Here is a 24,174-nt window from a genome sequence, read left to right on the forward strand (position 1 = left end):
ATATCGCGAATCCATCGCAATATGCCGGCGTTTCTGTTACTGGCGGGCGCCTTTGCGGCGCCCGTTTTTCGTCATGCTGAGTTTCTGGCAACGGCTTACATGCCGGCCATGCACATGTACTTGACGACGACGTAGTCATCCACGCCGTAGTGCGAGCCTTCGCGGCCGAGGCCCGACTGCTTCACGCCGCCGAACGGCGCGACTTCGTTCGAGATCAGGCCGGTGTTGATGCCCACCATGCCGTATTCGAGCGCTTCCGCCACTCGCCATACGCGACCGATGTCACGGCTGTAGAAGTAGGCGGCGAGGCCGAATTCGGTATCGTTCGCCATCCTGATCACTTCTTCGTCCGACGAGAAACGGAACAGCGGCGCGAGCGGGCCGAACGTTTCGTCGCGAGCGACCTTCATCGCGGGCGTGACGTTGGTGATCACGGTGGGCTCGAAGAAGCCGTGGCCGAGCGCGTGGCGCTTGCCGCCCGTGAGCACTTGCGCGCCCTTCGCGAGCGCGTCCTCGATGTGCGATTCCACCTTCAGCACGGCCGCTTCGTTGATGAGGGGGCCTTGCGTGACGCCGGCTTCGGTGCCGAGGCCGACCTTGAGCTTTTCCACGGCATCGCGCAGCTTCGCCGCGAACGTGTCGTACACGGCCTCGTGCACGTAGAAGCGGTTCGTGCACACGCAGGTCTGGCCGCTGTTGCGATACTTGGAGATGATGGCGCCTGCCACTGCCGCGTCGATATCGGCGTCTTCGAAGACGATGAACGGTGCGTTGCCGCCCAGTTCGAGCGAGACCTTCTTGACCGTCGGCGCGCACTGGCCCATGAGCAGGCGGCCGACCGGCGTCGAGCCCGTGAACGAGAGCTTGCGCACCGTGGGATTGCTCGTGAGCTCGCCGCCGATGGCCTTCGGGTCGCCGGTGACGACGCTGAAGATGCCGGCAGGCACGCCCGCACGCTCGGCCAGCACGGCCAGCGCGAGCGCCGAGAGCGGCGTGGCTTCGGCGGGCTTCAGCACGATCGGGCAGCCGGCCGCGAGTGCGGGACCGACCTTGCGCGTGATCATCGCGGCGGGGAAGTTCCACGGCGTGATGGCGGCGCACACGCCCACCGGTTCCTTGGTCACGACGATGCGCTTGTCGCTGGCGACGGTCGGAATCGTGTCGCCGTAAATGCGCTTGCCTTCTTCGGCGAACCATTCGAGGAACGACGCGGCGTAGCCGATTTCACCCTTCGCCTCGGCGAGCGGCTTGCCTTGCTCGGTGGTGAGGATGAGCGCGAGGTCGTCGGCGTTGGCCATCATCAGGTCGTGCCACTTGCGCAGGATGACGCTGCGCTCCTTCGCGGTCTTGGCGCGCCATGCGGGCCATGCGGCGTTCGCGGCCGAAATCGCGCGGCGCGTTTCGGCGGCGCCCATGCGCGGCACCGTGCCGATCAGCGCGCCCGTGGCGGGGTTGGTCACGTCGAGCGTGGCGCCGTCTTCAGCGCCTTGCCATTCGCCGTTGATATAGGCCTTGCTTTGCAGCAGCGATGCGTCTTTCAGGTTCATGCCTGAGCTCCCGATAACGTTGATTCGATTCGAAATCAATGCAGTAACAACGACTAACGGCACAGCGGCAAACGCCGGTGTGCCGTTTCGTGGACGGCCCGCGCGCGGCGGGCCGATGGACTTTGCCGAGGTTTTGCGGCGCAGGCTTACGCCGGCACGCCCACGGCTTCCTTGATCGACTCTTCGAGGATCGCGAGTGCTTCGTCGAACACGGTGTCCTGGATGGTCAGCGGGAACAGGAAGCGCACGACGTTCGAGTACACGCCGCAGACGAGCAGCAGCAGGCCACGGTTGAGCGCGGCGGTCTGCACGCGCTTGGTGAAGTCGGCGTCGGCCTCGCTCGTGCCCGGCTTGCAGAATTCCACGGCGTTCATCGCGCCCGGGCCGCGCACGTCGGCGATTTGCGGCACGTCGGCCTTCATCGCGTTGAGCTTGGCCTTGAGCTTGTCGCCGAGCTTGGTGGCGCGCTCGCACAGCTTTTCTTCTTCGATGATCTCGATCACCGCGTGCGCCGAAGCGACAGCCAGCGGGTTGCCCGCGTAGGTGCCGCCGAGGCCGCCCGGCGCTGCCGCGTCCATGACTTCCGCACGGCCCACCACGCCCGACAGCGGCATGCCGCCGGCGAGGCTCTTGGCGATCGTCATGAGGTCCGGCGTGACGTCGTAGTGCTCCATCGCGAACAGCTTGCCGGTGCGCGCGAAGCCCGTTTGCACTTCGTCGGCGATCAGCAGGATGCCGTGCGCGTCGCAGATTTTGCGCAGGCCGCGCACGAAGTCGGCAGGCGCCTGGTAGAAGCCGCCTTCGCCCTGGACCGGTTCGAAGATGATCGCGGCGACGCGCTTCGGATCGATATCGGCCTTGAACAGCATCTCGATGTGCTTGAGCGAATCAGCCGTGCTGATGCCGTGGACCGAGTTGGGGTACGGAGCGTGGTAGACGTCGGCCGGGAACGGGCCGAACGCGAGCTTGTACGGAGCGACCTTGCCGGTGAGCGCCATGCCCATCAGCGTGCGGCCGTGGAAGCCGCCCGCGAAGGCGATCACGCCTGGACGGCCGGTGTGGGCGCGGGCGATCTTGACGGCGTTCTCGACGGCTTCGGCGCCGGTCGTGAAGAACGCGGCCTTCTTGGCGAAGTTGCCCGGTGCGCGCTGGGCGACCTTCTCGGCCAGCGAGACATACGACTCGTAGGGGACGATCTGGTAGGCGGTGTGGGTGAAGTGGTCGAGTTGCGCCTTGATGGCGGCGACGATTTTCGGATGGCGGTGGCCCGTGTTGCACACGGCGATGCCGGCCGCGAAGTCGATGAAACGGCGACCTTCGACGTCCCACAGTTCCGCGTTCTCGGCGCGCTCGGCGTAGAAGTCGCACATCACGCCCACGCCGCGCGGGGTAATGGCGTTTTTGCGGTTCTGCAGTTCGGCGTTCTTGCTCACGGTCGTCTCCTTCAAAAACGGTGTCGGATGCTGGTTGGATGGGCGGACCACTGCTGGGTCCATGCCGCGACTATACTCAGGTTTGGCTCTAAAATTCAGAGCCATTCAGATAAATTCATAGGAGCCAATTTCGTGCGAGCGAGTGTTCTGTCCGACTGGCTGGCCCAGCGGCTCGAGCGTGGCAGCGGGCAGCCGGTCTACCGGCAACTGCACCGTCTGCTGCAGCAGGCGATCCTCTCGCGCGAGCTGCCGGCGGGCGCGCGAGTGCCGTCGTCGCGGCTGCTGGCGGCCGAGTTGGGGATCGCGCGCAATACCGTCACGCAGGTGTACGAGCAGCTAGTGCTCGAAGGCTATGTGACTTCGGCGACGGGGCGCGGCACCTTTGTTGCCGATACGTCGCCCGACGAGATCGTTGGCGCGGCGGAAATTGGCTCTCTGCAAGGGGGCAGAAATGTCGATAGATCTGGATCCGCGCCTTATTTTGGGCCGGCGCGCAGGGGCGGGGATCCGGGGGGCATCGCAACTAACAGCCTTGCAGGGCAGGCATGGGCGAGCTTGGGTGCGGCGCCGGCAGTGCCCTCCGCGCCGGCTGCGCAGATGGCCGCCACACCGAATCGTCGCGCCGATGCCTTGAGCGGGCCCGTGCCGCTCGCGACCCTGGCCCAGCGCACGGCAGCCCGCGCGCTCTCCACGCGCGGCGCGCGCCTGATTGCGGGCGCGGGCGTCTCGAAGCGACAGGGCGGCGCATTCATGCCGGGCGTGCCTGATGTTTCGCGCTTCCCGGCGCGCATCTGGACGCGCCTGCACAACAAGTACTGGCGCAGCCTGCGCCCCGATCTGCTCACTTATGCGCCGGGCGGCGGCCTCGCGCTATTGCGCCACGTGCTGGCCGATTACCTGCGCACGTCGCGCTCGGTGCGCTGCTCGCCCGAGCAGATCATCATCACGACGGGCATTCACCAGTCGGTGGACCTGGCCGTGCGTCTGCTCTCCGACCCTGGCGACACGATCTGGACCGAAGACCCGTGCTATTGGGGCGTGCGCAGCGTGATGCAGGTCTCCGGCCTCAAGCCGCGCCCGATCGCGGTGGACAGCGAGGGCATCAACCCGTCGCCCGACGATTTCGCCGCCGCGCCGCCGAAGCTCATTCTCGTCACGCCCTCGCACCAGTACCCGCTCGGGATGGTGATGAGCCTCGCGCGCCGCCGCATGCTGCTCGAGTACGCGCGCCAGCACCAATGCTGGATCATCGAGGACGACTACGACAGCGAGTTCCGCTACGGCAGCCGGCCGCTCGCGTCGCTGCAGGGGCTCGACACGGCGGGGCAGGTGATCTACGTGGGCAGTTTCGGCAAGACGCTGTTTCCGGGGCTGCGCGTGGGCTATCTCGTCGCGCCGGAGCCGCTTGCCGAAAGCTTCGCGACCGCGAGCGCCGAGCTATATCGCGAGGGCCAGCTCTTGCAGCAGGCCGTGCTGGCGGAGTTCATCGCCGAAGGGCATTTCACCTCGCACATCCGCAAAATGCGCGCGCTGTATGGCCAGCGCCGCCAGGTGCTGCTCGATGCGGTCGCACGCCGTTACGGCGACGCGTTGCCCGCGATGGGCGGCGACGCGGGCCTGCACGTAGTCATGCAGTTGCCCGAGGGCAGCGACGACCGCGCCGTGGCCGAGGCCGCGCTCGCGCGCAATATCGTCGTGCGGCCGCTTTCCGGCTATTACTCGGCGCGCGAGCGCGCGGCGTCGGGCTTGCTGGTCGGCTATGCGTGCGTGCCCGACGAGGAGATCGCGCCGGCGTTCGATACGCTTGCGGAGGCGATCGATGCGAGTTTGCCGGTGCTGGGGTGAAGCGCCGGCGGCATCGGCTCGATGCCTCGCTCGCGTCCGTTACATCCGGATCAACACCGCCCCGCACGTCACCAGCACGCAGGCAACCAGGCGGCGCGCCGTGAGTTTTTCGCGCATGAACAGCCACCCGATCAGCACCGCGAAGATCGACGACATCTCGCGCAGCGCGGACACCATCGCGATCGGCAGATAGCGGAACGCCTCGATTACGAGGCAATACGCGGTGAGCGCCAGCACGCCCGCGAGCATGCCGCGCACGGCGTTGCCCTTCGAAACGAACATTTGCGCCGCGCCGCCGCGCAGCTTGCACACCACGATGAACTGCGGGACGTTCCAGAGCAGATAGACCCACATGATGTAGCTGAGCGGGTTGCCGGCGAGGCGCGCGCCGAGGCCATCGACGATCGAATAGGTTGCGATGAAGAAGCCCGTCGCCAGCGCCCAGGGCACGCTTTCACCCGAAAAGCGCATGCCGCGCCGGAACGCGAGCGACATGATGCCGAGCGAGACGAGCAGCACGCCGGTGGCGGCGAGCGCATGCAGATCCTCGTGCGCGAATACCAGCGCGCCCACGAACACGAGCAACGGCGAGAGGCCGCGCGCGATCGGGTAGATCTGCCCGAAGTCGCCGCTGCGGTAGGCGCGGATCAGCGCGAAGCAGTACGCGAATTCGAGCAGCGCCGATGCCGCGATATACGGCCAGCTCGCGGGATCGGGCGGCGGCAGCACGCATACGCCGACCGCGCTCACCAGCACATAAGGCACCGAGAACATGCCGAGCAGCCAGACGCGGTCGCCCGAGAGGTGAAGGAAGGCGTTCCAGCTCGCATGCATGAGCGCCGAAAGCAGAACCAGCAGGACCACGAAGCTTGCCATCGAACGAGCGCGAAGAATGGGGAGGAGGATGCGGTTGCGGCCGCAAGCAGCCGATTATTCCAGCGAATCTGCCGTAGCGCCAGAACGCCAGGCAGCGCTGCCCAAAAGAAAAAGCGCGGGCTGCACGGCGGATGCCATGCAGCCCGCGCTTCGCCTCGCCCGCCGGCGATGAGCAGGGGATGCGCGCGGGCAGCGTCAGATCACGCGTGCGCGCAGCTTCGCCGAGACAAGGTCGATCACCGTGACCACGGCGATCACCATGATCAGCACCGCGCTCGTCTGCGCATAGTCGAACGAGCGGATCTCCTCATAGAGCACGACGCCGATGCCGCCCGCGCCCACCATGCCTACCACCATCGCCGAGCGCACGTTCGATTCGAACCGGTAAAGCGCGTACGAGATCCACAGCGGCATGACCTGGGGCAGCACGCCATAGATGATCTCGTCGAGCGGCGTGGCGCCGGTCGCGCGCACGCCCTCGGCGGGGCGCGGATCGATGGCTTCGACGGCTTCGGCGAAGAGCTTGGCAAGCACGCCCGTGGTGTGGACCCAGAGCGCCAGCACGCCTGCGAATGGCCCGAGGCCCACCGCGACGATGAAGAGCATCGCGAACACCATCTCGTTGATGGCGCGGCACGCGTCCATCAGGCGGCGCACCGGATGCAGGAGCCAGCGCGGCGCGAGATTGTGCGACGACATCAACCCGAAAGGGACCGCGCAGACGATCGCGAGCGCCGTGCCCCACAGCGCCACCGCCACGGTTACCCACATCTCGTGCACATAGGTGCGCCATTCGGTGAAGTCGGGCGGGAAGAAGCCGAGCGCGAAGGTGCCCATGTTTTGCGAGTCGGCGAAGAGTTCGAGCGGGCGCATGTCCGCGCCGCGCCACGCTGCGCCGAGCAGCACGAACACGAGCGCCCACGGCACGAGCGACCACCAGCTGCGCTTGCCCGCTGCGGCGGCTTGCGTTGCACCCTGCGTTGCGACCGCCGGATTGGACGTCGGATTGGACGTCGGTGGCGCGAGCCGCGATGCGTCGAAGTCCATCGTGCCCATTACGGCTTCGCGGCGTTCGAGAGCGCACCGATCTTCGCGTCGATGGCCGCGATCTGGCTCTTGCGGTCTGCGTCGGAGAGGTGCGTGTCGGCGGCGATCTTCTCTTTCTGGCGGGACAGCGCGACTTCGCGGATCGGCACCAGCTGGGCGTCGGAGGCGGGCGCGAAGCCTGCGTAGCCCGTGATGCCGGCCATGATCTCCTTCTCCTTCGGATCGGCTTTCGCATAGCGATAGAAGAAGTCGCGCAGCTTCTGTTTGGTCGCTTCGGGCAGATCCTTGCGCCACACGAGCGGATCGGACGGGATCAGCGGTGAGGTCCACAGCACGCGGACCTGGGCGAACTGGTCCGGATGCTTTTGTTGCAGGTTGGCGAGCTCTAGCGTGTTGTTGGTCGCGATGTCGACCTTGTTGTTGACTACCGCGAGCAGGTTCGCTTCGTGGCTCGACGGCAGCACCGTCTTGAACGTCGACGCATTCACCTGGACGCCGCGCTGCGCGAACAGGTAATAGCCCGGAATCAGCGTGCCCGAGGTGGAATTCGGGTCGCCCCAGCCGAGCGTGAGATCCCTGGTGTTCCTGAATACATCGTCGAGCGTCTTCACGCGGCTGTTGACGTTGGTGATGAGCACCGACTTGTAGCCCGCGGCGCCGTTGGCGTAGAGCACCTTCGCGAAGATCTCTCCGTTCGAGCGGTCCACGGCTTCCATGGCGGAGGCGTTGCCGAAGTAGCCGATCTGCACCTTGTTGAAGCGCATCGCTTCGATGATGCCCGAGTAGTCGGTGGCGAAGAATGCGCTCACGTGCAAGCCGGTCTGGCGGTTCATGTCGTCGATGAACGGCTGCCAGCGCTGCTGGAGCACCGCGGAGGAATCGGTCGAGATAATGCCGAAGTCGATGTCTTCCGCGTGAGCGGCCGCGGCGCCCAGCGAGGCGACCGCGACGGCGCCGGCGGCGCACCAGGAGAGCATGGAACGGAGCAGTTTCATGAGAGGGCGGGTCCGTATGTGTGAGGGGAAGGTTGGCGTGATCAGACTGCTTTGGACTGCGCGCCGAAGCACTGCTCGACCGCGTGAGCAGCCGCATCGGCTTCGAGCAATTCGAGCGCGGCGCTGCCGTAAAGCTGTTGCAGCAGGGCGGGCGTGAGCGCGGCGGACGGGCCGTCGTAGACCACGCGGCCATCGCGCAGTGCGACCGTGCGCGGGCAGTACTGCATTGCGATATCGACCTGATGCAGCGACACCACCACCGTGAGCCCGTGATCGCGGTTGAGCATGCGCAGCATGTCCATCACGCGGCGCGACGATTCCGGGTCGAGCGAGGCAATCGGTTCGTCGGCGAGAATCACGCGCGCGCTGCACCAGCGCGCGGGCGAGCGCGGCGCGCTGCTGCTGGCCGCCCGAGAGATTCGCGGCGCGTTCGCCGGCCTTGTCGCCGATGCCCACTTGCGCGAGCGCCGCCGCCGAGCGTTCACGCTCGCTGCGCGGAAAGCACCCGGTGAGGCGGCGCCACGGCGGCAGGCGCGCGAGTGCGCCAATCGGCACGTTGGTTTCCACCGTGAGCCGGTTCACGAGATTGAACTGCTGAAACACGAAGCCGATATCGCGGCGAATGCGGCGCACTTCGCGCACGATGCGTCCGTTGCGCTGAATCGGCCGGCCAAGTATTTCGATCTGCGAAGGTTGTGGATCGGCAGCCACGAAGCCAGCGATATGGCGCAGCAGCGTAGACTTGCCCGAGCCCGATGCGCCGAGCAGCGCGACCATCTCGCCCACGCTCACGTGCAGATTGATTTCGTCGAGCGCCTTGCGGTTCGCGCCTCCGGCTGAGGCGCCCTTGCCAGGGCGCCCCCCACCAAAGGTCTTCGAGAGACGTTCGATACGGATTGCGTTCATGCCGATTCGTCGTGTGGCCACGCGTCGTTGATTGAGTCCGGGACATTCCAGGAAGCGACTATGACGGTTGAGTGAAGGCATCGCGACGTCTAGACGACTACACGTCTTGCGGGACCGTGCGCTTTTCGAGTGATTTCTGTGCGCTTCGGGCGGGTCCGAAACATGTCGGTCACATGACAGCGCGAGCGCGCGTGACATCTGTGTGATGCCTCTCACGTGTCACGCGCAACGCCCGGCGAACGGGCTATATTGTGGGCAGACGTGCGTGCTGGCCCCGGTTTTTCATGGCAAATCCATTGGACAGAGATGCCCGGACTAAGCTTCCTACCCGATAGCTTCGCGGAATACGAGGACCTGAAAACGCTTCTCGATGCCGGCGCAAACTGGTTCGACATCCGCAGCGCGGGCGAGGTCGAAGTGCGCGGCCGCGCGTTCTCGCTTTACGTGGCTGCGGCGGGCTCGCGCGATCCGGATGCGCCTGCGATCGGCTTTTTCGGCGGCATTCACGGGCTTGAGCGCATTGGCTCGCAACTCGTGCTCGATTACATGCGCGCGCTCATCGGGCGTCTCGCGTGGGACGAACTGCTGATGCGCCAGCTCGAATCGGTGCGGCTCGTCATCATGCCGATCGTCAATCCCGGCGGCATGTGGCTCGCCACGCGCGCGAATCCGAACGGCGTCGACCTCATGCGCAACGCGCCGCAGGACGCCGACGAGCATGTGCCGTTTCTCGCGGGCGGCCAGCGCGTAGGCTCCTGGCTGCCGTGGTATCGCGGCGAGCGCGGCGCGCGCATGGAGCCGGAGGCGGCGGCGCTGCTGAAGGTCGTCGACGAGGAGCTCGCGCATCGGCCACTCGCGTTCGCGCTCGATTGTCACTCGGGCTATGGCTGGAGCGACAGCATCTGGTTTCCGTACGCGCGCACGCGTCAGCTCATGCGCCACTTGCCCGAGATGTACGTGCTCAAGACGATGTTCGAGCGTGCGCATCCGCATCACGGCTATACGTTCGAGCCGCAGAGCCACCAGTATCTGCTGCACGGCGATCTCTGGGATTGCGCGTACGACCGCGCGCCCACGGCCAGCATATTCCTGCCGCTCACGCTCGAATTGGGCTCGTGGCTCTGGATCAAGAAGAATCCGCGCCAGCTTTTTTCCCGCCAGGGCATGTTCAATCCGGTCATGCAGCACCGCACCGCGCGTGTTTTGCGGCGTCACGCGAACCTGTTCGAATTCCTCACGCGCGCCGCGTTTTCGTCGCCGCGCTGGCTGCCGCAGGGCGTGGCGCGCCAGCAGGTGCTGCAAAGCGCGATCGGGCACTGGTACCGGAAGCCGGGTTCATGACGGCGCGCTGGATCCTGCTGCGCGGCCTTACGCGCGAGTCGCGCCACTGGGGCGCGTTCGCGCCTCTGCTCGAAACGCGTTGCGGCGCGGTGCTGCCGCTCGACTTGCCCGGCAACGGCATGCTTGCGCATCTGCGCTCGCCCATCGATGTCGATGCCTATGTGGACGCCGTGCGCGCAGAAGTGCAGCGGCGCGGCGCGCGGCCGCCGCATCGGGTGCTGGCGATGTCGCTGGGCGGCATGGTGGCTTCGGCGTGGGCGCTGCGCTTTCCCGACGAGATCGAGCAGCTCGTGCTCGTCAACACGAGCATGCGGCCCTATAGCCGCTTTTACGAGCGGCTGCGGCCCGCCGCGTGGCCCGCGCTGCTGCGTGCGGCCTGGCACTGGCGCGATGGCGTGGCCGAAGCGGCAATCCACGCGCGCACCTGCGCGCGCTGCGACACGCTCGCCTCCGATCTCGACGACTGGTGCGCGATCCGCGCGAGCGCTCCCGTGAGCCGCGCCAATGCGTTGCGCCAGATGCTGGCGGCGGCGCGCTACGAGGTGCGCGGCGTGCCGCCTTGTCCGGCGCTCGTGCTGTCTTCGCGCGAGGATCGTCTCGTGAATCCAGCATGCTCGGCGCGGCTCGCGCGGGCGTGGAGCGCGGCGCATCGCGAGCATCCGTGGGCGGGCCACGATCTGCCGCACGACGACCCGCAATGGCTCGTGGATGCGGTTTGCGAGGCCGGGCCGCAGCGCGCCATCGCGCCCGCGGGGTTTGCCCCATAATATGCGGACCGTTTTTCCGGCTTTCCCCTGGAACACTCCGCATATGACGCACACGAACGACAACGACCGCCCCGCGCCCGCCGCGCCGCGCCTCACGAGCCTCTCGCACGGCGGCGGCTGCGGCTGCAAGATCGCGCCGGGCGTACTTTCCGCGCTGCTCGCGCGCAGCACGCCGCTCACGGCCACGTTTCCGAACCTGCTGGTCGGCACCGAAACGGCCGATGACGCCGCCGTCTACAAGCTCAACGACGAGCAGGCCATCGTCGCGACCACCGACTTCTTCATGCCGATCGTCGACGATCCCTACGATTTCGGCCGCATCGCGGCCACGAATGCGCTCTCGGACGTCTATGCGATGGGCGGCAAGCCGATTCTCGCGCTTGCGCTGGTGGGCATGCCCATCAACGTGCTGCCGCACGAAGTGATCGCCCAGGTGCTGCGCGGCGGTGAGGACGTGTGCGCGGCAGCCGGCATTCCGGTGGCGGGCGGCCATTCGATCGATTCGGTCGAGCCGATTTACGGGCTCGCCGCGCTCGGCATCGTGCATCCGGAGCGCGTGAAGCGCAATGCCTCGGCGCGCGCGGGCGACGTGCTGGTGCTCGGCAAGCCGCTGGGCGTGGGGGTGCTGTCGGCCGCGCTCAAGAAGGACCTGCTCGACGACGCCGGCTACCGCGCGATGGTTGCGGCCGCCACGATGCTCAACAAGCCGGGCGCGGCGCTCGCCGAACTCGATGGCGTGCACGCGATGACCGACGTGACCGGCTTCGGCCTGCTGGGCCATACGCTCGAAATCGCGCGCGGCGCGAATCTCACGGCGCGCGTGCGCTATGCCGATCTGCCGTGGCTGCCGGGCGTGGAGGCGTTCGTGGCGCAAGGTGTGTTCACGGGCGCGTCGGGCCGCAACTGGGCCTCGTATGGCGAGAGCGTGACGCTCGCGGCCCAGTTGCCGGACAGCGCACGCACGCTGCTCACCGATCCGCAAACCTCGGGCGGCCTGCTTGTGGCTTGCGCGCCGGAGCAAGTGGATGCCGTGCTTGCGCGCTTCCACGCGGACGGCTTCGCGGATGCGCGCGTGATCGGCGAATTGACGGACGGGCCCGCACGCGTGGAAGTCGCATGAGCGGAGAGTCGCCGAAGGCCATTATCTACGCCCTCGCGGCGAACACCGGCATCGCGATCTGCAAGTACGCAGCGGCGGCGTTTACGGGTTCGGGCTCGATGTTCGCGGAGGCCATCCACTCGACGGCCGATTGCGGCAATCAACTGCTGCTGCTGTTCGGCCTGCGCCAGTCGCGCGAGCCACCCACGCCGCTGCATCCGATGGGCGCGGGCCGCGCGATCAACTTTTATTCGCTGCTCGTGGCGCTGCTGCTGTTCTTCGTGGGCGGCGCGTTCTCGGTGTACGAAGGCATTCACCGGCTGATCGCGCGCGAGCCGCTGCAATACACGTATGTGGCGCTCGCGGTGCTGGGCATTTCCGTGGTGCTCGAAGCGCTCTCGCTTTACGGGGCGCTGCGCGAAATTCGCAAGGGCGCGCCCACGAAGTCGCTGTGGCGCTGGGCGCGCGAAACGCGCGACTCCGATCTGCTCGTGGTGGCCGGCGAGGACATTGCCGCGCTCGCAGGTCTCGCCATTGCGTTCGCGGCGGTGCTGGCGACGGTCATCACCGGCAATCCGGTATGGGACGCGTGCGGCTCGATCGGCGTGGGCGTGCTGCTGATGCTGATTTCATGGTTCATCGCGCGCGAGGTGAAGTCGATGATCGTGGGCGAATCGGCGAGCCCGGAAATGCGTCGCGACATCGAGGCGTTCTTGCGTGCGCGGCCGGAGATTCGCGGCATCATCAGCCTCATCACGCTGCAATGGGGCAAGGAGGTGGTCGTCGCCGTGCAGGCCGAGATGATCGATTACGACCATAGCCGCACGATGGTCGAGGCGATCAATGTAATCGAAGCCGATTTGCAGGCGAGATTTCCGGTGGTGCGCTGGGTGTTCTTCGAACCGGATTTCGTAAAGCGCTAAGCGCGATTTAATTTAATCTGCATGGGCCATGGCGACATCGATGAACGCCATGGCCTTTATCCTGACCCCATCATAGTCCCGCTGTTCGTCACGAATCGGCTGACGACGTCACTTTCGGGCCTCTCCGAATCTCCTTTAATATCCGCCCCTAAATACTTGGGGCGGTGGTGCATTGTCCGCTGCGCCCGACAGCGCACCGCGAGTCAAAAGGCTTTTGCGGCAGGTTCCTGGATTCCTATATCGAAATAGAAATCGTCTTATTCATTGCCAGGTCCTGTGCGAATAATCCTACAAACGTAGTCGATGAGCTTCAGTGATCTCCCGTGAGGTGGCGCGCACGAAACCCGCACCCGCCGGATTTCACGGTGATGAACCTATAGCTGTGTTGCTGAAAAAGCAGGACTGCAAATTATTCGTCAAGTAATAAATCGCTGGATTGGCAACTGAGGATTTTGATCCGCGGACGTATTGCGTTCCGCGCGGACCACGCCTGTCCAGTCATTTCCTGGCTCTGGTGGAAAATTATGAATAAGGCATATCGCGTCGTCTGGAATGAAACTACCGCAAGTTGGGTTGCGGCTTCGGAATTGGCTTGTGGGCGCAAGAAGGGCGCTTCGCGCAAGGCTCGACTCTTGTCGTCGATTGCCGCGATTGCGCTGACGACCCTGACGTTTGGCCTGGCCGCGCCGGGGGATTGCCGAGGCCGGTTCGGTGGCGGCCAACGGCACGGCGCTGTACGGCACCTACGACAGCGCCACGACCGACTACTATCAGTATCTCTACCGCAACGGCGCGTACGCACCCACGAAGGGTTGGGACAACCAGTATGCACTGGGCGCCTATGTGTCGATCGGTATCTATGCGTCCACCAAGGTCAACAAGGCCGACGACGCGATCTTCAAACTCGACGGCTACAACAGCAATGGCCGCGGCGGTGGCGTTGCGCTGGGCGACAGCGCTTCGGTGATGGGGGAGACCGGCGTTGCGTTGGGCGCGCATTCCTCCGCAAGCCGAAACTTTTCCATGGCGCTTGGCGGCAACTCGACGGCTGGCGGTCTCGGTGCGATCGCCATGGGCCGTGAGTCTCTCGCCAATGGCAACTACAGCATCGCCAACGGCTTCGTCTCGACCGCTACCGGCACAGGCGCCATCAGCATGGGCCAGTCCGCCAATGCCGAGCGGGCTGCGCTCCATCGCCATCGGCACGTCGAATCGAACACGTCGTCGATTGAAGCCAACACGGCTTCGATCACGAATCTTGACGGCCGCGTGACGCAAAACAGCACGGACATCACCTCGATTCAGGGCGACATCAGCACGATCAACAACAACCTGAATAGCGGCACGATTGGCATGGTGCAGCAGGCATCGGCGGGCGCGGACCTCACCGTTGGCAAGGACACGGATGGCGCAGCGGTGGATTTTGCCGACAAGAGCGGCAACACCCGCACGCTGAAGAGTGTGGCGGCCGGTGCGGTGACTGCCGCGAGCACCGATGCGGTGAATGGCTCGCAGCTCCATGGCGTGGCCAGTTCGACGGCGAGCGCGATGGGTGGCGGTGCAAAGGTCAATCCGGATGGTTCGATCTCGGCCCCGGCGTATGTGGTGGGCGGCAAGACATTCGACAACGTCGGCGACTCGCTCACGAACCTCGATGGGCGCGTAACCAGTCTTGCCGACGAGATTAGCAGCGGTTCGGTGGGTCTGGTGCAACAGGACGCGGCGACACGCAACATCACGGTCGCGAATAGCACGGACGGCACGGTCGTGGACTTCGCGGGCACGGCGGGTACGCGCGCGCTGACCGGCGTGTCGGCGGGCAAGGTGAATGCCGCAAGCACCGATGCCGTGAACGGCTCGCAACTCTTCGCACAAGCTGTTTCTACGGCTCGCGCGCTGGGCGGCGGATCGGCGGTGAGCAGCGATGGCACGGTCACCGCGCCTTCGTACGTGGTGGGCGGCATGACGGTCAACGACGTGGGCTCGGCGGTCACGAACCTCGATGGCCGCGTGACGCAGAACACGACCGATATCGCCAGCCGCCAGGGCAACATGTCGAACCTGAGCGGTCAGGTGGCGAATGCAGTGGCGTACGATTCGTCGGCGCACGATTCGGTGACGCTCGGCGGCAACGGCTCGGCCACGGCGGTTGCGCTCCACAACGTGGCGGCCGGTACGGCTACTACCGATGCAGTCAACGTCGGTCAGTTAAACGATGCAATTACCACGGTGACCAACATCGCGCAGAACGGCGGCACCCCGATGTTCGCGGCAACCGGCGACCGCAACAGCGAAGTCGCGGCTGCAACAGGCGCGCACGCGACTGCCGCGGGCGCGAATGCCGTGGCGGCCGGCGGCCAGTCGACGGCGGTCGGCGCGGGCGCGGTGGCACGGGCGCACAACTCGGTCGCGCTGGGCGCGGGCTCGATGGCCAACCGCGATAACTCCGTTTCGGTTGGGGCGGGCGGCAGCGAGCGTCAGATCACCAACGTCGCGGCCGGCACCGAAGGCACCGATGCGGTCAACCTGAACCAGTTGAACAACTCGATCGCGCAGCAATCGAACACGTTCGGCCAGCAGGTCGGCAATCTGCAGAGCTCGATCAACATGGTTTCGAAGAACGCATACGCGGGCGTGGCGGCGGCGATGGCCATGCCGAACCTCACGCCTTCGGGTCCGGGGCGCACCGTGGTCGCGGCCGGCGGCGGCTACTACATGGGCGGCAGTGCGGCGGCCGTGGGCGTGACGTATCGTTCGACGAACATGCGCTGGCTCGTGAACGGCGGCGTATCGGTCACCAACACCGGCAATACCGCCGCGCGTGCTCAGGTCGGCTACGAGTTCTGATCGAAACCTGGTTATGCGCCGTCGCGGCCTACCTGTGCGGCGGCGCGTGACCGGGCGGGGCAATCAACACCCCGAAGACTGGATCTCCGTCCAGCCGTTGGGGTGTAGTTCATTTTGACGGGGGCGAATGGAGGTCCGCAAGCTTCAGCGTCCATGCCGCCCGGCCTATGCCGCCCAGCCTATGCGGCCCATTCCGAAATCACCGGCGTTTCGAGCGCCGGTGCGTTTTCCCGCTCTTCGAGCGTGCGCATCGTGCAGGTCTTGTCGAGCGAGGCGCGGCCGCTCAACAGCGGGCAACGGTCGAAGACTTCGGCGATCCAGTCGACGAACACGCGCACTTTCGGCGACAAATGCCGGCTATGCGGATACACGGCCGAAATCGGCATGGGCAGCGGCTTGAAGTCGGGCAGCACTTCGACGAGCGCCCCGGACTTCAGGTGCGGCAGCACCATGTAGCGCGGCCCCTGAATCAGGCCGAAGCCTTCGATGCCGCAAGTCACATAGGCGTCGGCGTCGTTCACCGAAACCATGCTCTTGAGCTTGATTTCCACTTCCTTGCCGTCGACGAGAAACGCCCAGTCGATCACGCGCCCCGTGCGCTGCGAAAAATAATTCACGGCGCGATGCTCCGCGAGCTCTTCTAGCGTTTGCGGCGTGCCGTGGCGTTCCAGGTACGAAGGCGACGCGCACGACACGCCTTCGAACAAGCCGATGCGGCGCGCGACCAGCGACGAATCCTGCAGCGCGCCCACGCGCACGACGCAATCCACGCCCTCCTGGAGCAGGTCGACGGGACGGTCGGTCAAGCCCAGTTGCAGATCGATGTCAGGATAGCGCCCATGAAATTCGCATAGCGATGGAATCACGATGAGGCGCCCGATCGAACCGGGCATGTCGATGCGCAGCTTGCCGTGCGGCTTGCGATTGCGGTCCTGGAAGGTTTGCTCGGTCTCTTCCACGTCGGAAAGAATGCGCACGCAACGCTCGTAATACGCTGCGCCATCGGGCGTGAGCGAAAGACGACGCGTGGTGCGGTGCATGAGGCGCACACCGAGAAACGCTTCGAGATTCTGGATGATCGTCGTGACCGAGGCGCGCGGCATGTCGAGCGTCTCGGCTGCGCGCGTGAAGCTGTTGGTATCGACGACGCGGGTGAACACCTGCATGGCCTGAAGGCGGTCCATTGCCACTCTCCGAAAGACATCGGACGCACACCGCGCCGACCCGCACCCGCTTTTGCCGGGCCGGTCGCGCGAATAAAAGGAAACTGATTGTTCAGGTGCGCCGAATTGTGTTGACGGATTATAGGCATTTATTTGCAGATCTGCCGAACCCACAATGCGCATCATTCGAATCTAATCTCGCGCATTGCGCTGTTTCGACATGGATCCCTTCAAACGCTCGACGCCGTGGATTTCCGCTGACTTGTCCGTGCTCGCCGATAAACCCGCGCCCGTGCGCCAGGCAGCGGCCTCTTCGGCGAAGACACGCGCGCCCAAGCCCATCGACGTGAGCGAAGCGACGATCCCCGGTCATGCGCAGGACATCGTGCTGCGCATGTACCGCCCGCGCGGCGCGAACAATTTGCCGGTGCTGCTGTATTTCCATGGCGGCGGGTTCGTGCGCGGCACGCTCGACGACGCCGATCGCGCCGCCCGCTTTTTCGCAGAGCACTTACCAGCGCTCGTGGTTTCGGTGGATTATTCGCTCGCGCCCCGGTTTCCGTTTCCGGCCGCGCCCGAAGACGCGTATCTCGCTGCGCAATGGGTGCGCGCACGGGCGCGCGCATTCGGCGGCAACGCGAAGCGCGTCGTTGCGGCGGGGCATGACGCGGGCGGCCAGATCGCCAATGTGCTCGCGTTCATGGCGCGCGATCGCGGCGATGTGCGCCTCGCCGCACAGGCGCTGTTTGCGCCGATGCTCGACCCGAGCCTCACGCGCCTGGGTGACGAAGCACGGCTCGCTTCGGACATTTCCGCGAGCGAATGCGCGGCCTGCTATCGCGCCTATTTGCCTGAAGCCTCGCAGCGCATGCATCCGTATGCAGCGCCGCTGGAGTCTTCGCGCCTCGCCGGCTTGCCGCCCACGTTCATCGTCACGGCGCAAAACGATGTTCTGCATATCGAAGCGGAGAAGTATGCAACGCGCCTGATCGAAGCGGGTGTGCGCACGCACGTAATGCGTTATCCAAGCGTTTCGCATGCGCAGATTGGTGCGCATCCCGAAGCGCTGGCCGAGGCGGTGCGCTTTTTCCGCTGTTGTTTCGAAGCCGGCGTGGTCTGGTAGCGCCGCCGCAGCGGCGCGCAAAAGTATTTATCGAAAAACAATCAATCCATTTCGCTGGAGCTCGCTATGTCTCTCAACTCGCATTCACGTACGCGCATTGCACTCGTGGTGGCCGCTGTTCTCGTCGTTGCGGGGCTCGGCTCGCTCGTCGCCATGCGTCTCGATTCGCACCCGGCCGTGGCCGCCGAAGCGCCACCCGCACCCGAGGTGGATGTCGCCGCCGTACTCAAGCGCAACGTCACCGACTGGCAGAGCTACTCGGGCCGCATGGCCGCCGTCGAGAAAGTCGAGGTGCGCCCGCAGGTTTCCGGCACGATCGTCTCGGTGAATTTCCGTGATGGCGCGCTCGTGAACAAGGGCGACACGCTGTTCGTGATCGACCCGCGCCCGTATCAAGCCGCCGTCGATCAGGCCGCCGCGCAACTGGCCGCCGCGCAGGCGCGCACTGGCTACGCGCAGAGCGACTGGCAGCGCGCGCAGCGCCTGATTGGCGATAACGCCATTGCGAAGCGCGACTACGACGAAAAGCAGAATGCCGCGCGCGAGGCGAATGCGAATTTGAAGGCCGCGCAAGCGGCGCTCGAAGCCGCGCAGATCAACCTCGGCTATACGCGCATCGTCGCGCCGGTGTCGGGCCGCGTTTCGCGCGCCGAGATCACGGTGGGCAACGTGGTGTCGGCGGGGGCGAGCGCGCCGCCGCTCACGACGCTGGTTTCGGTGTCGCCGATCTACGCCGAATTCGACGCCGACGAACAGACCTATCTCGACTACATCAGCCGCATGAAAGACGGCTCCAAAGTCCCCGTTGAACTGGGACTCGCGAACGAAACCGGTTATTCGCGCAGCGGCACGATCGAGTCGGTGGACAACCGGCTCGACACGTCCTCGGGCACGATCCGCGTGCGTGCGCGCTTCGACAACGCCGACGGCGCGCTCGTGCCGGGCCTCTATGCACGCATCAAGGTGAGCGGCAGCGCGCCTCACGCTGCGCTGCTCGTCGACGAAGCGGCCATCGGCACGGACCAGGACAAGAAGTTCGTGTATGTCGTCGATGGCGCGGGCAAGGTCGCGTACCGCACCGTGCGCACCGGCGGGCAGCAGGGCAATTTGCGCGTGATCGTGGGCGGCCTGCAGGCAGGCGAGCGCGTGATCGTGAACGGCACGCAGCGCGTGCGGCCGGGCGAGGCCGTGCGCTCCCACGAGGTGCCGATGAACGGCGACCCGGACGCGGGCGTGGCCAATGCGGCTGCGCCTTCGCCTGAAAATTCCCCTGCCAGGGCGGCCAAGGCTTCCTGAAGCGCGGTGCTCGCCCTCTGCGCGAGCGCGATCTCGCCGCCAGTTAGTCATCCGAAATATAGAGCGACCCATGAACATTTCGAAATTCTTCATCGACCGGCCGATCTTCGCGGGCGTGCTGTCCGTGCTGATTCTGCTGGCCGGGGTGATAGCACTGTTCCAGTTGCCGATCTCCGAGTATCCCGAAGTCGTGCCGCCTTCGGTGGTCGTCCATGCGCAGTATCCGGGCGCGAACCCCAAGGTGATTGCCGAAGCCGTGGCCGCGCCGCTCGAAGAGCAGATCAACGGCGTCGAGAACATGCTGTACATGCAGTCGCAGGCCAATAGCGACGGCAATCTCACGCTCACGGTCACGTTCCGGCTGGGCACCGACCCCGACAAGGCCACCCAGCTCGTGCAGAACCGGGTGAACCAGGCGCTGCCGCGCCTGCCCGAGGACGTCCAGCGCCTTGGTATCACGACCATCAAGAGCTCGCCCACGCTCACGATGGTAGTGCACCTGATCTCGCCGAACAATCAGTACGACATGACGTACCTGCGCAACTACGCGCTGCTCAACGTCAAGGACCGTCTCTCGAACATTCGCGGCGTGGGCCAGGTGCAGCTGTGGGGCTCGGGCGATTACGCCATGCGCATCTGGCTCGATCCGCAGAAGGTGGCGCAGCGCAATCTCACGGCGCAAGACGTAGTGAATGCGATTCGCGAGCAGAACGTGCAGGTCGCGGCGGGCGTGATCGGCGCGTCGCCGAGCGTGCCCGGCACGCCGCTGCAACTGAACGTGAATGCGCGCGGGCGTCTGCGCACGGAAAGCGAATTCGGCAACATCATCGTCAAGACCAATCCTGATGGCGGCGTGACCTATCTGCGTGACATCTCGCGTATCGAACTCGCCGCGTCCGAATATGGCCTGCGTTCGCTGCTCGACAACAAGCCGGCCGTTGCGCTCGCCATCAACCAGGCGCCGGGCGCGAATTCGCTCGCGATTTCCGACCAGGTGCGCGAGGCGATGAAGGCGCTCAAGGAGGACATGCCCGCGGGCGTGGACTACCGCATCGTCTACGACCCGACGCAGTTCGTGCGCTCCAGTATCGAGGCAGTCGTGCATACGCTGCTCGAAGCCATCGCTCTGGTGGTGGTCGTGGTGATCGTGTTCCTGCAAACGTGGCGCGCGTCGATCATTCCGCTGATCGCCGTGCCGGTGTCGATCGTGGGGACGTTCTCGCTGCTGCTGGCGTTCGGTTTCTCGATCAATGCCCTGTCGCTGTTCGGGATGGTGCTCGCGATCGGCATCGTGGTGGACGACGCGATCGTGGTGGTGGAGAACGTCGAGCGCAACATCGCCAGCGGGCTTTCCGCGCGCGACGCCACCTATAAAGCCATGCAGGAGGTGAGCGGGCCGATCATCGCGATCGCGCTCACCCTCGTGGCCGTGTTCGTGCCGCTCGCGTTCATGAGCGGCCTCACGGGCCAGTTCTACAAGCAGTTCGCGATGACGATCGCGATTTCGACGGTGATTTCGGCGTTCAACTCGCTCACGCTTTCGCCAGCGCTCTCCGCGCTCTTGTTGCGCGGCCACGGCGAGAAGGAAGACTGGCTCGCGCGGGTGATGAATACGCTGTTGGGCGGTTTTTTCCGGCGCTTCAACAAGGTGTTTCATCGAGGCTCGGAGGACTATGGGCGCGGCGTGAACGGCGTGCTGCGCCACAAGGGCGCGATGCTTGCGGTGTACGCGGTGCTGATCGGCGCCACGGTGCTGATGGCGCGCGTCGTGCCGGGCGGCTTCGTCCCCGCGCAGGACAAGGAGTACCTGATCGCGTTCGCGCAATTGCCCAATGGCGCTTCGCTCGACCGCACGGAAACCGTGATTCGCGACATGAGCGCAATCGCACTCAAGCAGCCGGGGGTGGAAAGCGCGGTGGCGTTCCCGGGCCTTTCGGTGAATGGCTTCACCAATAGCTCGAGCGCGGGCATCGTGTTCGTCACGCTCAAGCCGTTCAAGGAGCGCAAGAGCAAGGCGCTCGCGGCGGGCGCGATTGCGGGCGCGCTCAACCAGAAATATGGCGCGATCAAGGACTCGTTCATCGCCGTGTTTCCGCCGCCGCCGGTGCTCGGCCTCGGCACGCTGGGGGGCTTCAAGATGCAATTGGAGGACCACGGCGCGCTCGGCTATGAGGCGCTCAATCGCGCAACCGAGGACTTCGTGAAGCGTGCGGCGAAGACGCCCGAGCTGGGCCCGACGTTCTCGAGCTATCAGATCAACGTTCCGCAACTGAATGTCGATCTCGACCGTACCAAGGCCAAGCAGCTTGGCGTGCCGGTCACGGATGTGTTCGAGACCATGCAGATCTATCTGGGCTCGCTCTACGTGAACGACTTCAACCGCTTCGGGCGCGTGTACCAGGTGCGCGTGCAGGCCGATGCGCCGTTCCGCCAGAAGGCCGACGACATCCTGCAGCTGAAGACGCGCAACGCCGCCGGAGATATGGTGCCGCTCTCGTCGCTCGTGACGGTGACGCCCACTTACGGTCCGGAAATGGTGGTGCGCTACAACGGCTACACGGCCGCCGACATCAACGGCGGGCCCGCGCCGGGCTACTCGTCGGGCCAGGCGCAGGCGGCGGCCGAGCGCATCGCGGCTGAGGTGCTGCCGCGCGGCGTCAAGTTCGAATGGACCGACCTCACGTATCAGCAGATCCTCGCGGGCAACTCGGGCATCTGGGTGTTCCCGATCAGCGTGCTGCTGGTGTTCCTCGTGCTGGCCGCACTCTACGAGAGCCTGACGCTGCCGCTCGCGGTGATCCTGATCGTGCCGATGAGCGTGCTATGTGCGCTGACCGGCGTGTGGCTCACCCAGGGCGACAACAACATCTTCACGCAGATCGGCCTGATGGTGCTGGTTGGCCTGGCTTCCAAGAACGCGATCCTGATCGTCGAGTTCGCACGCGAACTCGAACACGACGGATATACGCCCCTTTCGGCCGCCATCGAGGCAAGCCGGCTGCGCCTGCGCCCGATTCTGATGACGTCCATCGCATTCATCATGGGTGTGGTGCCGCTCGTGCTGTCGTCGGGAGCGGGCTCGGAGATGCGTCACGCGATGGGCGTAGCGGTGTTCTTCGGCATGCTCGGCGTGACGGCCTTCGGCCTGTTGCTGACGCCGGTGTTCTATGTCGTGCTGCGCACGATCGCGGGCGGCAAGATCCACGTCGCGCAAAAAGATAACGCACGCACCACAAGGTCCACGGTGGACGCGTAAGCAAGGATGATAAAGATGACTAACTATTCAGCCTCGCCCGCGCAACATCGCGGCATGGAAGATATAAGCCGATTCTGGCGCGTGACGCGGCTCGCCGCGGGCGTGGCGCTTTTCGCCTGGCTGGCCGCGTGCTCGGTCGAGCCCACCTACAAGGTGCCCGATGCAGGTGTGCCGAAGGCGTACAAGGAAGCGCCGCTGCAAACGCAGGATCAGCTCGCCGGTCCGCACGACGTAGGCACTTGGACGCCCGCGCAACCCGCCGACGATGCGCATCGCGGCGAGTGGTGGAAGGCGTTCGGCGACCCCACGCTCGATCAGCTCGAGGAACAGGCGCAAGCCGCGAACCAGGACCTCAAGGCTGCAGCCGCGCGCGTGCAGCAAGCGCGCGCGGTGACGCAGGCGGCGCGCGCCTCGTGGTTCCCGTCCATCGACGCAGGCTTCGGGCCGACTCGCGAGCGCGCCTCGCCGGCCTCGCTGTATCTGCCGCAGAACGCCAACGTGCCTGCGCAGACGCTGTGGCGGGCACAGGCGACGGCGAGCTACGAAGTCGATCTGTTCGGCCGCGTGAGCTCGAATGTGCACGCAACCCAGGCCGATGCGCAGCAGAGCGAGGCGCTGTTCCGTTCGGTGCAGCTCGCGTTGCAGGCCGATGTCGCGCAGAACTACTTCCAGTTGCGCCAGTTCGACTCCGACGTCGATCTCTACCGGCGCACGGTCGCGTTGCGCGAGGACGCGCTCAAGCTCGTCGAGCGCCGTTTCAAGGAAGGCGACATCAGCGAGCTCGACGTTTCGCAGGCGCGCAACGAACTCGCGAGCGCGCGCGCCGACGCCGTGGGCGTGGCGCGCCAGCGCGCGGCTTCGGAGCATAGTCTCGCGATCTTGCTGGGCAAGGCGCCGGCCGACTTCACGTTCCCCGCGACGCCGCTTGCGCCGGTGGTCGTGCAGGTGCCAGCCGGCCTGCCTTCGACCTTGCTCGAACGCCGTCCCGACATCGCCGCCGCCGAGCGGGCGATGGCGGCCGCGAACGCGCGCGTGGGCCTTGCGAAGGCGGCGTTCTTCCCGAAGCTCGATATCACGGGGGCGTTCGGTTATGAATCCGCGACGCTCGGCGATCTGTTCATGTGGTCGAGCCGCGCGTTCCTGCTCGGGCCGCTCGCGGGCACGGCGCTCACGCTGCCGCTGTTCGACGGTGGCCGGCGCCGGGCCAATCTCGCGCAGTCGCGCGCGAAGTACGACGAGGATGTCGCGCAGTATCGCCAGCAGGTGCTCGTGGCGTTCCGCGAGGTCGAGGACAATCTCTCCGACCTGCGCCTGCTCGGCGACCAGATCGGCGCGCAGGACGATGCGGTGAGCGCCTCGCAACGCGCCGCGCATCTCTCGCGCACGCAGTATGAAGAAGGCGAGGTGAGCTATCTGAATGTGATCGACAGCGAACGCTCGGTGCTGGTTTCGCAGTTGCAGGCGAGCCATTTGCAAGGCTCGCAGGCGGTGGCAACCGTCAATTTGATCCGCGCGCTGGGCGGCGGGTGGGGCGATGCGAAGCCTGATTCAGCGCCTGCTGCCGGTGCGCCCGTCGCAAGTTCGGCGACTGCCGCGCCGCTCGCTTCACGCTGAGCGCTGCCGTGGCGACATGCGCGCGAGCCGCAAGGCGGCTGGCGCGCACGCGCGGGAACGACCTGAACCGAACCGGTACACTCGAGAAACTGGGCG

16 protein-coding genes and 2 pseudogenes are annotated in these 24,174 nt (G+C 65.7%); 11 read left to right on the forward strand and 7 right to left on the reverse strand.

Going from position 1 to position 24,174, the window contains the following annotated elements:
* Positions 1–95: 95 nt before the first annotated feature.
* Together gabD and gabT are read right to left on the reverse strand one after the other, a co-directional pair.
* Positions 96–1,547, reverse strand: coding sequence for an NADP-dependent succinate-semialdehyde dehydrogenase (gene gabD, locus P5W98_RS21165; protein ID WP_421026134.1), 1,452 nt, complete (start codon positions 1,545–1,547; stop codon positions 96–98).
* 146 nt (positions 1,548–1,693) lie between these two features.
* A complete protein-coding gene (gene gabT, locus P5W98_RS21170; protein WP_434716984.1) occupies positions 1,694–2,917 on the reverse strand; it encodes a 4-aminobutyrate--2-oxoglutarate transaminase in 1,224 nt (407 codons plus the stop codon).
* A gap of 195 nt (positions 2,918–3,112) precedes the next feature.
* Between gabT and P5W98_RS21175 the strand changes: the two genes are divergently transcribed.
* Positions 3,113–4,825: a PLP-dependent aminotransferase family protein gene (locus P5W98_RS21175; RefSeq protein ID WP_421026132.1), complete on the forward strand. Its 1,713-nt coding sequence runs from the start codon at positions 3,113–3,115 to the stop codon at positions 4,823–4,825.
* Positions 4,826–4,864: 39 nt separating this feature from the next.
* Here the strand turns inward: P5W98_RS21175 and P5W98_RS21180 are convergent, their stop codons facing one another.
* From P5W98_RS21180 to phnC, 4 genes and pseudogenes are all read right to left on the reverse strand, one after another.
* Positions 4,865–5,701, reverse strand: coding sequence for an EamA family transporter (locus P5W98_RS21180; protein WP_421026131.1), 837 nt, complete (start codon positions 5,699–5,701; stop codon positions 4,865–4,867).
* A gap of 195 nt (positions 5,702–5,896) precedes the next feature.
* Positions 5,897–6,748, reverse strand: coding sequence for a phosphonate ABC transporter, permease protein PhnE (phnE, locus tag P5W98_RS21185; RefSeq protein WP_421027042.1), 852 nt, complete (start codon positions 6,746–6,748; stop codon positions 5,897–5,899).
* An 8-nt stretch (positions 6,749–6,756) separates the two neighbouring features.
* On the reverse strand, positions 6,757–7,743 hold the full coding sequence (gene phnD, locus P5W98_RS21190; protein ID WP_421026130.1) for a phosphonate ABC transporter substrate-binding protein: 987 nt from the start codon (positions 7,741–7,743) through the stop codon (positions 6,757–6,759).
* 41 nt (positions 7,744–7,784) lie between these two features.
* A pseudogene (gene phnC, locus P5W98_RS21195) lies at positions 7,785–8,649 on the reverse strand (phosphonate ABC transporter ATP-binding protein).
* 306 nt (positions 8,650–8,955) lie between these two features.
* Between phnC and P5W98_RS21200 the strand changes: the two are divergent.
* The 6 genes and pseudogenes from P5W98_RS21200 (at position 8,956) to P5W98_RS21225 (ending at position 15,626) form a co-directional block, all read left to right on the forward strand.
* Positions 8,956–9,990, forward strand: coding sequence for a M14 family zinc carboxypeptidase (locus tag P5W98_RS21200; RefSeq protein ID WP_421026129.1), 1,035 nt, complete (start codon positions 8,956–8,958; stop codon positions 9,988–9,990).
* Complete coding sequence (locus tag P5W98_RS21205; RefSeq protein ID WP_421026128.1) at positions 9,987–10,757, forward strand: alpha/beta fold hydrolase; 771 nt, start codon at positions 9,987–9,989, stop codon at positions 10,755–10,757. Before P5W98_RS21200 ends, P5W98_RS21205 begins: the two co-directional genes overlap by 4 nt.
* Before the next feature lie 43 nt (positions 10,758–10,800).
* Positions 10,801–11,877 (forward strand): selenide, water dikinase SelD, encoded by a 1,077-nt coding sequence (selD, locus tag P5W98_RS21210; RefSeq protein WP_421026127.1) that lies wholly within the window; start codon positions 10,801–10,803, stop codon positions 11,875–11,877.
* Positions 11,874–12,779 carry a cation diffusion facilitator family transporter gene (locus P5W98_RS21215; RefSeq protein WP_421026126.1) on the forward strand — a complete coding sequence of 302 codons (906 nt, stop codon included), beginning with the start codon at positions 11,874–11,876 and terminating at the stop codon, positions 12,777–12,779. Before selD ends, P5W98_RS21215 begins: the two co-directional genes overlap by 4 nt.
* Before the next feature lie 524 nt (positions 12,780–13,303).
* Positions 13,304–13,387: pseudogene (locus P5W98_RS21220) on the forward strand (ESPR domain-containing protein); the annotation flags it as partial.
* Between the two features lie 64 nt (positions 13,388–13,451).
* Positions 13,452–15,626, forward strand: coding sequence for a YadA family autotransporter adhesin (locus tag P5W98_RS21225; protein WP_421026125.1), 2,175 nt, complete (start codon positions 13,452–13,454; stop codon positions 15,624–15,626).
* Between the two features lie 179 nt (positions 15,627–15,805).
* On the opposite strand, the gene P5W98_RS21230 is transcribed toward P5W98_RS21225, so the two are convergent.
* The gene (locus tag P5W98_RS21230) at positions 15,806–16,810 is read right to left on the reverse strand and encodes a LysR family transcriptional regulator (protein WP_421026124.1); all 1,005 of its coding nucleotides are present in this window, start codon (positions 16,808–16,810) and stop codon (positions 15,806–15,808) included.
* A 199-nt stretch (positions 16,811–17,009) separates the two neighbouring features.
* Here P5W98_RS21230 and P5W98_RS21235 point away from each other — a divergent pair, with 199 nt between their 5' ends.
* The 4 genes from P5W98_RS21235 to P5W98_RS21250 all read left to right on the forward strand — a co-directional run bounded on the left by P5W98_RS21235 (position 17,010) and on the right by P5W98_RS21250 (position 24,078).
* A complete protein-coding gene (locus P5W98_RS21235) occupies positions 17,010–17,912 on the forward strand; it encodes an alpha/beta hydrolase (protein ID WP_421026123.1) in 903 nt (300 codons plus the stop codon).
* 66 nt (positions 17,913–17,978) lie between these two features.
* Complete coding sequence (locus P5W98_RS21240) at positions 17,979–19,208, forward strand: efflux RND transporter periplasmic adaptor subunit (RefSeq protein WP_421026122.1); 1,230 nt, start codon at positions 17,979–17,981, stop codon at positions 19,206–19,208.
* Positions 19,209–19,278: 70 nt separating this feature from the next.
* A complete protein-coding gene (locus tag P5W98_RS21245) occupies positions 19,279–22,464 on the forward strand; it encodes an efflux RND transporter permease subunit (RefSeq protein WP_421026121.1) in 3,186 nt (1,061 codons plus the stop codon).
* A 54-nt stretch (positions 22,465–22,518) separates the two neighbouring features.
* Positions 22,519–24,078 (forward strand): efflux transporter outer membrane subunit, encoded by a 1,560-nt coding sequence (locus P5W98_RS21250; RefSeq protein ID WP_421027041.1) that lies wholly within the window; start codon positions 22,519–22,521, stop codon positions 24,076–24,078.
* Positions 24,079–24,174: the final 96 nt, after the last annotated feature.

Source organism: Paraburkholderia sp. A1BS-2L, from assembly GCF_051125205.1.
Lineage (GTDB): Bacteria > Pseudomonadota > Gammaproteobacteria > Burkholderiales > Burkholderiaceae > Paraburkholderia.